We start from the raw sequence: 12,230 nt of genomic DNA on the forward strand, positions 1-12,230 counted from the left end.
TCTGGAGGTCCCGCCTTATGTCGCTTTCAGTTTCCTCGAACCCTTCGCCCGGCGCTCACTGCGTCGGGCCGGCCGTGGAGGCGTAGGTGCTGGTGCCGCCGCTCGCGTATTTCTTCTTCGCCGTCTCGACCCAGGAGGCGAACTCCTGATCGTTCACCACGCGGATGGCGATCGGCATGAAGGCGTGGTCCTTGCCGCACAATTCCGAGCACTGGCCGTAGAACATCCCGGTCGTGGTGGCCTTGAACCAGGTCTCGTTCAGGCGGCCCGGAATGGCGTCGATCTTGACGCCAAAGGCCGGCAGCGCAAAGGCATGAATCACGTCGGCGCCGGTCACCTGAACCCGGACCACCTTGTTGACGGGCACCACCATCTCGTTGTCGACGCCGAGCAGGCGGGGCTGCTTGTCCTGGGCCATCAGCGAGTCGAACTCGAACTTGCCGTTATCCGGGTAGGCGTAGGACCAGTACCACTGCTTGCCGGTGGCCTTGATGGTCAGATCCGCCTTCGGCACGTCGAGCTCGAGGAACAGGAGGCGGAACGACGGCACCGAGATTCCGACCAGAATCAGCACCGGAACCAGCGTCCACGCCACCTCGATCAGCGTGTTGTGCGTGGTCCGCGACGGCACCGGGTTGGCCCTCGCGTTGAACTTGACGACCACGATCACGAGCAGCGCCAGAACGAACAGCGTGATCAGCGTGATCAGCACGAACAGGAAATTGTGGAACCAGACGATGTTGTCCATCACCGGGGAAGCGGACTGCTGAAGCGTCCACTCCCACGCAGCCGGTTGCCCGAGCTCGGCAAATGCCGCACCGCCCGTCGCCAGCGTCAGACCCGCCACGGCCAATCCCAGCAAGTGCCGGCCCACCGGGCCCATCGACATCTTCATGCCGTTCGCGCTCCCCTAACGAAATCACCCCAAGTGCATTCCCCTATTTTCGGGAACGCTTTATTCGATCCCCCCGTCTGACAAACCGCCGCGCAAGAATACCTCTAAGAGGAATTGGGGCCAGATCGCTAGAACGCCGAAATCAAGCCTCTCAAACCATAATTCTTGATCTATCGCAATGCAGTCTTGAGCCTCGCCTGTCAGCCATCACCCGCAAGATATTTCCTAGTAACATCAAACAAAAATACCGTTTTCCCGGGATGCTGCGCCTTGACAGCGGAATTGCCCGCGGTAGGCACTGGCGGACAGCCGCACCGGAACCTGATTCGTGCGGGCGACGGCGACCGTGGCGGCGTGGAATTTGCTTGCGAATCGCCTTCAAGACGCCGTCATTCCCGTATCAGTCCGCCGGGTGCGAGCGACCCAGGCGAGCAGAGGGACCGACCCGATGGGGTTTTCGAGATCCATGGCAAGGCGGGCTAGAAGCCAGGCTGGCGGCCTCACGATGCTGGCTGCCCTGCTGGCGGCCCTCGTCGTCCTAGCGCTTCCGGGCCTCGCCCATGCGCAGGGCGCGGTGCGCTCCGTCCATGGCGACTGGCAGATCCGCTGCGACACCCCGCCGGGCGCCCAGTCCGAGCAATGTGCCCTGATCCAGAGCGTGGTGGCCGAAGACCGCTCCAACGCCGGCCTGACCGTGATCGTTCTCAAGACTGCCGACCAGAAGAGCCGCCTGATGCGGGTCGTCGCCCCCCTCGGCGTTCTCCTGCCCTCCGGGCTCGGCCTCAAGCTCGACAACCAGGATGTCGGCCGTGCCGGCTTTGTCCGCTGCCTGCCCAATGGCTGCGTCGCCGAGGTCGTCATGGATGACAAGCTGCTCGGCCAGCTCCGCACCGCCAAGACCGCGACCTTCATCATCTTCGAGACCCCGGAAGAAGGCATCGGCTTCCCGCTCAGCCTGAACGGGCTCGGCGAGGGATATGACAAGCTGCCGTAGGCTATTCCCGGTTTAATAAATCTCAAGGCACGCAGTGCTGTCATCGCTCTCGAAAGATTCAATCGTCCGCGCGTGCCGGCGAAGCAGAGCCGCAATCGTCGCGGTCGTTTGATTGCCAGCCCGAAGCCAAATCACTTTGGGTGGAGAGCCCAACAGGGCCGCCAGCTCGGCAAAATCGACGTCCTGAGTCACAATCGCGAAGCCATTTGCCTTCGCAAATTCCCAAAGCGCACGGTCCGCAGCTTCGGATAGTCCGTGAGACCTGACGTGACTGGAGTCTGGAAACAGGTCGGCGATCATCGGGCAAAGCATGAAACTGAGGTTCTGATCGAACAGCAGCCTCATATCGGTGCGGTTACCAATCGCCTCTCGCGGTCGGCGGCATAGGCCAGGCAAGCGCGGATATCGTCCTCGGTCAGTTCGGGGAAGTCGTCGAGGATTTGGGCGTGGGTCTGGCCAGCGGCCAGCCAGCCGAGCACATCTGCCACAGCGATCCGCATGTGGCGGATGCAGGGCCGCCCGCCACGCTTGCCAGGTTCAATCGAGATGATGTCTCGGTAATTCATGGAGCTAGCATAGCATCGATCGGCTTCCGCGTCAGGGCTCCTTGCTCCCAGCCCTTCCCTATCGTTTCCGTAATGTGACGGCCAAGCCCCTCGCGGAACCGCCGGGAAACCATTATCTTGCCTCACATCCCCCGATAATGGACGGACGCATGACCAACCCTGCCACAACCTCCCTGCTCGACCGCGCCAATCTCGATCGCGACCGGGTTCGCAACGAACTCGCGCGCGGGCTTGCCGGTGCCGACGACGGCGAATTGTTCCTGGAATACAGCCAGACCGAAGCGCTGATGTTCGACAATGGGCGGCTGAAGCAGGCGACCTACGACACCTCACAGGGCTTTGGCCTGCGCGCCGTCAAGGACGACGCGGTCGGCTACGCGCATTCCTCCGACGTGTCGCTGCCGGCGCTGATTCGCGCCGCGGACGCGGTCGCGGCCGTGCGCGGCGGTTATTCCGGCAGCTTCGCGGCGCCTCCGCCGCATACCAATGTACGGCTCTACGCCGACGACAATCCGCTCGATGCCCCCGGCTTCGAGACCAAGGTCAAACTGCTCGCCGAGATCGACGCCCATCTGCGCGACAAGGATCCGCGGGTGCGGCAGGTCAGCGTCAGTCTGGGCGCGACCTGGCAGGTGGTCGAGATCCTGCGGCCCGACGGCGAAAGCTATCGCGACATCCGCCCGCTCGTGCGCGTCAACGTCTCCGTCGTCGCCGGTCAGGGCGACCGCCAGGAGAGCGGCAGCAAGGGCTATGGCGGCCGCGCCGGCTACGCCGAATTCATCGAAAGCAAGAATTGGCGCGACGCCGCCGACGGCGCGCTGCGCGAGGCCCTCGTCAATCTGGAATCGATTCCCGCCCCCGCCGGCGAGATGGACGTGGTGCTCGGGGCCGGCTGGCCTGGCGTAATGCTGCATGAGGCGGTCGGCCATGGGCTCGAAGGTGACTTCAACCGCAAGAAGACGTCGGCATTTGCCGGTCTGATGGGCCAGCAGGTCGCGGCAAAGGGCGTGACCGTAGTCGACGACGGCACCATTGCCTCGCGCCGCGGTTCGCTGTCGATCGACGACGAGGGCACGCCGACCAACCGCACCGTGCTGATCGAGGACGGCGTCCTGGTCGGCTACATGCAGGACCGTCAGAATGCGCGCCTGATGAACATGAAGCCGACCGGCAACGGCCGCCGCCAGGGCTACGCCCATGTGCCGATGCCGCGCATGACCAACACCTACATGCTCGCGGGCGACCGAGATCCGGCCGAGATCCTCGCCTCGGTGAAGAACGGCGTCTTCGCCGCGAACTTCGGCGGCGGCCAGGTCGACATCACCTCGGGCAAATACGTGTTTCAGTGCACCGAGGCCTACAAGATCGAGAACGGCAAGATCGGTGCGCCTCTGAAGGGCGCCATGCTGATCGGCAACGGGCCGACCGACCTGCATCGCATCCGCATGATCGGCAACGACCTCGCGCTCGATACCGGCATCGGTACCTGCGGCAAGAACGGCCAGGGCGTGCCGGTCGGCGTCGGCCAGCCGTCGCTGTTGATGGAACGCATTACGGTGGGTGGAACAGGCGGATGAGCGTCGAGAAGATAACTGTCACCACCAAGCGGAAGAGCAGCGGCTGGGCTGGCCAGCTGATGCAGCTCGCCGGCATCGTCGCGGCGGTGTTCATCGCCAAGGGCGCGCTGGCCGAGCCGTTCTACGTGCCGTCCGGCTCGATGGAGCCGACGCTGTTGATCGGCGACGCATTGATCGCCTCGAAATTCCCCTACGGCTACGGTACCTCGTCGCTGCCGATCCAGATCAACCTGCCCGAGAGCGGCCGCGTCTTCGCGGAGACGCCGAAGCAGGGCGACGTCGTGGTCTTCCGCTGGCCCGGCGACCGCTCGCAGGCCTGGGTCAAACGCGTCGTGGGTCTGCCCGGCGACCGCATCCAGCTGCGCCAGGGCCAGCTCTTCGTCAACGACCGCCCCGCCGAGCTGAAGCCGGACGGCGTTGGCGCCGCCGAGGACGACAATGGCGGCAGCGAACCCGCCTATCGCTATGTCGAGACGCTACCGAACGGCGTCTCGCATCTGATCTTCAAGATGCGCGACAACGGTCCGCTCGACAACACGCAGGAAGTAACGGTGCCTGCAGGCCATCTCTTCGTGCTCGGCGACAACCGCGACAACTCCGCCGACAGCCGCGTGCCGTTGCGCTCCGGCGGCGTCGGCATGTTGCCGATCGACAATCTGGTCGGCCGCGCGGATGCCGTGCTCGGATCCTGGGATCTCGGCATCCGCGGCCAGCCGGTGTGGACCTGGCTGTCCGGATTTCGCATGGCGCGGTTTTTCACCGCCGTGCATTGAACCGATCTCATGACCTTCGACGACGTCAGAAAATTCGCACTGACGTGGCCGGAGGTCGAGGACGGCACCTCCTACGGCACGCCTGCACTGAAGGTGCGGAAGAAGATGCTGGCGCGTCTGAAGGAAGATGGCGACAGCCTGGTGATGCCGGACATCCCGATCGACGAGCGCGCGATGCTGGTCGAGAGCCAGCCGAAAACCTTCTATTTCAGCGATCACTACGCCGATTATCCGATAGTGCTGATCCGCCTGTCCAAGGCAAAGCGCGCGATCGTGGAGCCGCTGCTGCGGCGGCGTTGGCGCACGCTGGCTTCGAAGGCGGCGCGCGCTCGACACGACGCGCGCGAGGGCGAGTGAGTCGGGCGGATTAGCGAAGTTAATCGAGCTCTCTCGCTTCTGAGGCGGGCAAACTCTGGTTGGTTACGCCTTCAACAAACGCACCCGACCAAGCTAGACCGCTATCTCACGACGCCCGACGTGAACCCTGCCTTCCGCCGCGGCGGCTTGATTTCCTTTTTCAGGAAGCAGCGCGCTTCGCGTCCGGTGTAGCCGGGGCGCGCATAGGTGAAGGCGCGGCATTTGTTGTCGGCGGTGCAGGCGGCCTTGCAGGCTTCTTCGCCTTCGCCGTCCTTCATCTCGAAATTGCGCAAATCGCCGCCGGGGCGGTCGATCGAGGTCTCCACGCCTTCGACACGCGGCTCGATCACGCCAGCGCCGCGCACACCGGAGATGCAGCAGCTTCCCGGCACGCGCGCAGGCACCGTGTTCTTCAGCCAGCACACCGCCGAGCCGCCTTCGACGTCCGGATAGCTGAAGCTCCACGAGCGGCAACGGCGGTCGCGCTCGCACAGCAGCGCGCAATCCTCGGGATCGCCCGACGTGACCGGGGTGCTGAAATAGTCTCCGCCAGGCCGGTCGAACGCCGTCTGGGCGCGCGCAGGCCCGCTCGCAAACGCGAGCGAAAGCAGCGCGGCGCAGGCCACGATGCTTGCCAGGACGCGTGCCATGACGGCCAGGCGGCCCTTCCCCATCGGAACAGCTTTCGAGTTATTGACGACGCTCGGGTTTTTCAGCCGGCCATTTGATCGCCGCAAACCTGTACGGGCGATGAACGGCTCGGATCCCGATCGTTAGGCCTTGGGTCTAGAACGCGTATTCCGCGTAGGCCGGTTCCACCGAGCCGTTCCAGGGCCCGTTGAACTTGTCGAGCATCTCCTCGGCCGGCGTGCGGCCGGAATCGATGATGCGATCGAGCGGCTCAAGATGCCTGGTCTCGTCGCGGCCGAGCTGGTCGATCCGGCCGCGCCGGCGCAAGCCGGCATGTGCCAGAACGAGGCACTCCTTTGCGATCTCGAACAGATAGCGGTCCTTGATCCGCGACTTGAAGCCGAAGCGCGGCACGTCGTCGCGCAGGGCCTGACGCTCATGCGCGCTCCAGTGCTTCACAAGGTCCCAGGCGGCATCCAGCGACACATCGTCGTAGAGCAGCCCGGCCCAGAACGCCGATAGCGCCGGCAATCGACCCCACGGTCCACCATCGGAGCCGCGCATCTCGAGATAGCGCTTGAGCCGCACCTCCGGGAAAATCGTCGAAAGATGGTTGGCCCAGTCCGACAGCGTCGGACGTTCGCCGGGCAAATTGTTGTTGCGGGCATCGAAGAAGGCGCGGAACGAGGAGCCGGAGACGTCGATGTAATCCTCGTCGCGTTTGACGAAATACATGGGCACGTCGAGCGCATAGTCGACATAGCGCTCGAAGCCCATGCCGTCCTCGAATGCCCACGGCATCATGCCGGCGCGCGCGTTGTCGGTGTCGCGCCAGATCTCGGACCGGAAGGAGAGGAAGCCGTTCGGCTTGCCCTCGGTAAACGGCGAATTGGCGAACAAGGCGGTTGCGACCGGCTGGAGCGCGAGCGAGACACGCAGCTTCTTGACCATGTCGGCTTCGGAGGAGAAGTCGAGATTGGTCTGTACCGTGCAGGTCCGGTACATCATGTCGAGGCCGTACTGGCCGACCTTCGGCATGTAATTGGTCATGATCTTGTAGCGGCCCTTGGGCATCACCGGGATGTCGGCGCGCGACCAGGACGGGGTCATGCCGAGCCCGAGGAAGCCGATGCCGAGCGGCGTTGCGATCTCGCGCACCTGCGCCAGATGCGCCATCAGCTCGCTCTGGGTCTGGTGCACGTTCTCGACGGGGGCGCCCGAAAGCTCGAACTGCCCGCCGGGCTCGAGCGAGATCGCGCCGCCGCCGGTGACGTCGTAGAGGCCGATGATGTTGCCCTTCTCCATGATCGGCTCCCAGCCGAGCAGGAGCTTCATGCCTTCGAGCAGCGCGCCGATACCGCGCGGGCCTTCGTAGGGCACCGGGCGGTGGCCTTCGAGCGTGAACGGCGTCTTCTCATGCTCGGTGCCCATGCGGAATTCGGACGGGTCCTTGCAGCCTTCCTCGAACCACTTGACGAGCTCGTCGCGCGATTGCAACGGCGTCATATCGATCTGGTCTCGCGCCATATCAAACTCTAATCAAAAGGCGCTTCGACCGAACGCGCGCGGGTGACGGGATGGTCCGCGAACCCATCGGGTGCACGGACGAGCTGGTGTGCCGCGCGCTCATCGCGACGGCGTGGTTTCGTTGGCGTGGACGATGGGCGGCAGTTTCATCTCGCCGCACGAGCAGCCCAGACGGTCGAGCAGACCGCTGAGCTTCACGGCATCTGCATCGGACAGCTTTGAGCCGACATATTTCTCGATCGCGGCCGAATAGGCGCCCCACATCCGCTTCTGCAATTCGCGGCCAGCTTCCGTGATCTCCACGAACTGGCCGCGCTTGTCGATCTTGCATTCACGCCGCGAGGCAAGGCCTTCGTCGACCAGGCGGTCGATCAGCCGCGATGTCGAATATTGCGGGATCAGCATCTGCCGTTCGAGTTCGACCGGCCGGAGTTCGCCCGAAGGCGCCCGTGACAGTTCGAGCAGCGCGTCATACCATGCAAGCGGCGGGAAGCCGGCCTTCTTCATGTCCTGCTCGACACAATTGAGCACGCGGCTCTGCACCCGCATCAAGCGGATCCAGGCGGAAGTCGCCTCGGTCGATGGTTTGCGTTTCATGGTCCCGCTCAAGCTCGTCGCCCGTCTCTTACCCTATTCGATGCACCTGCATCAATCTTGACTATTTCAAGCAGATGCATGTAGTCGTTCTTTCGCCTGAACCAAGCAACAAGAGGAGGAAATTCCATGAAATTGTACTATTCGCCCGGTGCCTGCTCGCTATCCCCCCATATCGCGCTCCTGGAAGCCGGCCTGCCCTATGAACTGGTCAAGGTGGATATCCGGGCCAAGAAGCTCGAAAACGGTGAGGATTATCTGAAGCTGAACCCCAAGGGCCAGGTCCCTGCGCTGGGCCTCGATAGCGGAGAGATCGTGACCGAAGGCCCGGTGATTGTCCAGATGATCGCCGATCAGGCCTCAGCCAAGGCGCTGGCGCCGGCCCATGGCAGCTCCGAGCGCTACAGCTGCTCGAATGGCTGAACTTCCTCACCTCGGAGGTCCACAAGAGCTTCGGCCCGATGTTCGCGCCGGCGCTGAACGACGAGGCCAAGGCCTTCTTCAAGGACCGAGTCATGGGCAAGCTGAAATACATCGACAGCCAGCTCGCCGGCCGCGACTACCTCATGGGCAAGCAGTTCACGGTGGCTGACGGCTATCTCTTCACGATACTGACCTGGGGCGACCGGATGAAGTTCGACCTCTCGGCGATGCCGAATCTTGCCGCCTACAAAACCCGCGTCGCGGCGCGGCCGCAGGTGCAGGAAGCGATGAAGAAGGAAGGACTGATCCAGGCGGCCTGAGGCGCACATGCGAAAGGCCGGATCGAGAATCCGGCCTTTCGTATTTTTCATCCTGGCTACGGTTCAGAGAATCACGCCGCCGCCTTCTTCGGAGCGAAGCGGCCGTAGAAGGTTTCTCCCTTCGCGGCCATCTCCTCGAGGAGTTTCGGCGGGGTGAAGCGCGAGCCGTATTTCGCTTCCAGCTTGTGGCAAAGTTCGACGAACTTCTTGGGGCCCATGAAGTCGATATAGGACAGCGTGCCACCGGTGAACGGCGCAAAGCCGAAGCCGAGGATCGAGCCGACGTCTGCTTCGCGCGGATCGGTGATGACGTGATCCTCCACCGTGCGCGCGGCTTCCACCGCCTGCACCACAAGGAAGCGCTGCTTCAACTCCTCGACGTCGAGCGTATCAGGGTCGAGCTGCTTGGGCTGCAGCGCGGACAAGCCCGGCCACAGGCTCTTCTGACCCTTGCCCTTCTCGGGATAGTCGTAGAAGCCTTTGCTGTTCTTGCGGCCCAGACGGCCCTGCTTCTCGACCATTTCCACCATCAGCTTCTTCTGATCGGGATTGATGGCGTTGGGGCCGAGGTCGGCTTCCGTCGCCTTCATGATCTTGAGCCCGAGGTCGAGCGCGACCTCGTCCGATAGCGAGAGCGGGCCGACCGGCATGCCGGCCATCTTGGCGCAATTCTCGATCATCGCGGGCGGCACGCCTTCGAGGAACATCTCGTTGCCTTCGGCGACGTAGCGGCCGACGCAGCGATTGGCGAAGAAGCCGCGGCTGTCGTTGACGACGATCGGCGTCTTGCCGATCTGCCGGACGTAGTCGAGCGCGGTCGCGATCGCGAGATCGCCGGTGTTCTTGCCCTGAATGATCTCGACCAGCATCATCTTCTCGACCGGCGAGAAGAAGTGGATGCCGACGAACCTGCCCTGGTCCTTGAAGGATTCCGCCAGCGAGGTGATCGGAAGCGTCGAGGTGTTGGACGCGAAGATCACGTCCGGCTTCATATGCTCCTGCGCCTTGGCAAAGGTATCAGCCTTGACCTTGCGGTCCTCGAACACGGCCTCGATGACGAGATCGACGTCCTTCAGCGCTGCATAGTCCGCGGTCGGCGTGATGCGCGCGAGCAGGGCTTCTGCGTCGCCGGGCTTGGCGCGGCCCTTCTTGATCTGCTCCTCGATCACCTTTTGCGCATGCGCCTTGCCCTTGTCGGCGCTCTCCTGGTCGCGATCGATCAGGACGACGTCGAGGCCGGCACGGGCCGAGACATAGCCGACGCTCGCGCCCATGAAGCCGGCGCCGATCACGGCGATCTTCTTCACCTTGGTCGGCGGCACATCCTTTGGACGGCGCGCGCCCTTGTTGAGCTCCTGCATCGACAGGAACAGGCTGCGGATCATTGCGGCCGCTTCCTTCGAGCGCAGCACCGAGGTGAAATAGCGCGACTCGACGCGCAGCGCGGCGTCGATCGGCAGCTGCAGGCCCTCATAGACGCAGCTCATGATCGCGCGTGCGGCCGGATAATTGTCGTAGGTCTCGCGGCGATAGATCGCGTTGCCGGCCGGGAACATCATCATGCCGGCCTTGGAGAACACCGGGCCGCCGGGCAGCTTGAAGCCCTTCTCGTCCCAGGGCGCGACTGCCTTGCCGCCGCCCTTGATCCAGTCCTTTGCCGCCTTGATGAGATCGGTGGGGGGAACGACGGCGTGGATCAGATTCAGCGCCTTGGCTTTCTCGACCGTGACCGGATCGCCCTTGAGCAGGATCGTCATCGCGTCCTGCGGCGGCACCAGGCGCGGCACGCGCTGCGTGCCGCCGGCGCCGGGGAACAGGCCGACCTTGACCTCGGGCAGGCCAAGGCGGGTCTTGGGATTTTCCGCCGCCACGCGATAGTGGCAGCATAGCGTGATCTCGAAACCGCCGCCGAGCGCGAGGCCGTTGATCGCCGCCGCCCACGGCTTGCCGGAGGTCTCGATCGAGCGCAGCACCTGCGAGAAGCGCCGGCTCTGCTCGAACAGCATCTGGTTCGCCGCGGTCTCGCCCTGTTCCTTGAAGACCTTCGCGTAGGCCTGGTTCATGCCTTCGAGCATGGAAAGATCGGCACCCGCGCAGAACGCTTCCTTGGCAGAGGTGATGACGACGCCCTTCACCGCGGCGTCGGCCGTGGTCGCCTTGACGATCGCATCGAGCTCGCTGGTCGAGGTCTCGTCGAGCACGTTCATCGAACGGCCCGGGATGTCCCAAGTGACCAGCGCGATGCCGTCGGAATCGGTCTCAACCTTGAAGTTCTTGTAAGCCATGCTGGTTGCTCCCCTACCCTTAGACACGTTCGATGATGGTCGCGGTGCCCATGCCGCCGCCGATGCACAGCGTCACCAGTGCGGTCGATTTGTTGGTGCGCTCGAGCTCGTCGAGCACGGTGCCGAGGATCATCGCACCGGTCGCGCCAAGAGGATGGCCGAGCGCAATCGCGCCGCCATTGACGTTGATCTTGGCATTGTCGATGTCGAAGGCCTGAATGTAGCGCAGCACGACGGAGGCGAAGGCCTCGTTGAGCTCGAACAGGTCGATGTCCGACTTCTTCATGCCGGAGCGCGCAAACAGCTTTTCGGTGACGTCGACCGGGCCGGTCAGCATCATCGCGGGTTCAGAGCCGATATTGGCGAAGGCGCGGATCTTTGCGCGCGGCTTCAGCCCGTGCTTGCCGCCGGCTTCCTTGCTGCCGAGCAGAACCGCGCCGGCACCGTCGACGATGCCCGACGAATTGCCGGCGTGGTGCACGTAATTGACGCGTTCGATTTCCGGATGCGACTGTACCGCGACGCCATCGAAGCCGCCCATCTGCGCCATCATCGTGAACGCCGGCTGCAACTGTGCCAGCGACTGCATCGTCGTCGACGGACGCATGTGCTCGTCCTTGGCAAGGATGGTGAGGCCGTTGATGTCCTTCACCGGGACGACCGACTTGTCGAAGCGGCCTTCATCCCAGGACTTCGCCGCCCGCTGCTGGCTCTGCACCGCATAGGCGTCGACGTCGTCACGCGAGAAGCCGTATTTGGTCGCGATCAGATCGGCCGAGACACCTTGCGGCATGAAATAGGCCGGCACGGCCATCGACGGGTCCATTGGCCAGGCGCCGCCGGAGGCACCGATGCCGACGCGGCTCATCGATTCGGCGCCGCCGCCGATCACGAGCTCGTGCTGGCCGCTCATCACCTGGGCTGCGGCAAAATTCACGGCATCGAGGCCGGAGGCGCAGAAGCGACTGATCTGCACGCCCGGAACCGCTTCTCCGAGGCCCGCCTTCAGCGCGGCAAAGCGCGCGATGTCGGAGCCGGCTTCGCCGACGGGATCGACCACGCCGAGAATGACGTCATCGACGGAATCTTCCGGCAGGTTATTGCGGTCCTTGAGCGCCTTGAGCGGCACGGTCGCGAGCGCGAGCGCGGTGACTTCGTGCAGCGCGCCGTCCGCCTTGCCGCGGCCGCGCGGGGTGCGGACGTGGTCGTAGATGAATGCCTCAGGCATGACGCCCTCCTGATGTGATGATGTTCTGGTCGTGATCTGGTTTGGACGGGTCGCAGCGAAA

12 protein-coding genes and 1 pseudogene are annotated in these 12,230 nt (G+C 63.9%); 5 read left to right on the plus strand and 8 right to left on the minus strand.

The genetic code is table 11. The features are described 5' to 3' along the window. Window positions 1-55: 55 nt before the first annotated feature. Window positions 56-895 (minus strand): cytochrome c oxidase subunit II, encoded by an 840-nt coding sequence (gene coxB / locus AC0L27_RS35875; RefSeq protein WP_275174519.1) that lies wholly within the window; start codon window positions 893-895, stop codon window positions 56-58. Between the two features lie 448 nt (window positions 896-1,343). Here coxB and AC0L27_RS35880 point away from each other — a divergent pair, with 448 nt between their 5' ends. Beyond that, the gene (locus AC0L27_RS35880) at window positions 1,344-1,889 is read left to right on the plus strand and encodes an invasion associated locus B family protein (RefSeq protein ID WP_275174520.1); all 546 of its coding nucleotides are present in this window, start codon (window positions 1,344-1,346) and stop codon (window positions 1,887-1,889) included. A 12-nt stretch (window positions 1,890-1,901) separates the two neighbouring features. Here the strand turns inward: AC0L27_RS35880 and AC0L27_RS35885 are convergent, their stop codons facing one another. Beyond that, window positions 1,902-2,234 (minus strand): DUF5615 family PIN-like protein, encoded by a 333-nt coding sequence (locus tag AC0L27_RS35885; protein ID WP_354207601.1) that lies wholly within the window; start codon window positions 2,232-2,234, stop codon window positions 1,902-1,904. Then, window positions 2,231-2,455 (minus strand): DUF433 domain-containing protein, encoded by a 225-nt coding sequence (locus AC0L27_RS35890; RefSeq protein WP_007599426.1) that lies wholly within the window; start codon window positions 2,453-2,455, stop codon window positions 2,231-2,233. The genes AC0L27_RS35885 and AC0L27_RS35890 overlap by 4 nt, the downstream gene beginning before the upstream one ends. A gap of 149 nt (window positions 2,456-2,604) precedes the next feature. On the opposite strand from AC0L27_RS35890, the gene tldD reads away from it, so the two are divergent. The 3 genes from tldD to AC0L27_RS35905 are packed head-to-tail and all read left to right on the plus strand — an operon-like array spanning window position 2,605 to window position 5,162. Next, entirely contained in the window at window positions 2,605-4,032 is a 1,428-nt protein-coding gene (gene tldD, locus AC0L27_RS35895; protein ID WP_473322478.1) for a metalloprotease TldD, read from the plus strand. Then, window positions 4,029-4,805, plus strand: coding sequence for a signal peptidase I (gene lepB, locus AC0L27_RS35900; protein ID WP_354063590.1), 777 nt, complete (start codon window positions 4,029-4,031; stop codon window positions 4,803-4,805). Before tldD ends, lepB begins: the two co-directional genes overlap by 4 nt. A 9-nt stretch (window positions 4,806-4,814) precedes the next feature. Beyond that, window positions 4,815-5,162: an MmcQ/YjbR family DNA-binding protein gene (locus AC0L27_RS35905; protein WP_354207597.1), complete on the plus strand. Its 348-nt coding sequence runs from the start codon at window positions 4,815-4,817 to the stop codon at window positions 5,160-5,162. 101 nt (window positions 5,163-5,263) lie between these two features. Here AC0L27_RS35905 and AC0L27_RS35910 read toward each other — a convergent pair whose 3' ends face one another. The 3 genes from AC0L27_RS35910 to AC0L27_RS35920 form a co-directional block, all read right to left on the minus strand. Then, a complete protein-coding gene (locus tag AC0L27_RS35910) occupies window positions 5,264-5,836 on the minus strand; it encodes a PAN domain-containing protein (RefSeq protein WP_275174525.1) in 573 nt (190 codons plus the stop codon). 112 nt (window positions 5,837-5,948) lie between these two features. After that, on the minus strand, window positions 5,949-7,319 hold the full coding sequence (locus AC0L27_RS35915; protein ID WP_354207594.1) for a glutamate--cysteine ligase: 1,371 nt from the start codon (window positions 7,317-7,319) through the stop codon (window positions 5,949-5,951). Between the two features lie 99 nt (window positions 7,320-7,418). Next, window positions 7,419-7,916, minus strand: a complete 498-nt coding sequence (locus tag AC0L27_RS35920; protein WP_473322482.1) for a MarR family winged helix-turn-helix transcriptional regulator — start codon at window positions 7,914-7,916, stop codon at window positions 7,419-7,421. Between the two features lie 126 nt (window positions 7,917-8,042). On the opposite strand from AC0L27_RS35920, the pseudogene gstA reads away from it, so the two are divergent. After that, window positions 8,043-8,656 (plus strand): annotated as a pseudogene (gstA, locus tag AC0L27_RS35925) (glutathione transferase GstA). 71 nt (window positions 8,657-8,727) lie between these two features. Here the strand turns inward: gstA and AC0L27_RS35930 are convergent. Then, the gene (locus tag AC0L27_RS35930; protein WP_354207592.1) at window positions 8,728-10,941 is read right to left on the minus strand and encodes an FAD-dependent oxidoreductase; all 2,214 of its coding nucleotides are present in this window, start codon (window positions 10,939-10,941) and stop codon (window positions 8,728-8,730) included. A 19-nt stretch (window positions 10,942-10,960) separates the two neighbouring features. Beyond that, window positions 10,961-12,169: an acetyl-CoA C-acetyltransferase gene (locus AC0L27_RS35935; RefSeq protein ID WP_354207590.1), complete on the minus strand. Its 1,209-nt coding sequence runs from the start codon at window positions 12,167-12,169 to the stop codon at window positions 10,961-10,963. Window positions 12,170-12,230 lie beyond the last annotated feature (61 nt).

The organism is Bradyrhizobium sp. Ken51, from assembly GCF_055807435.1.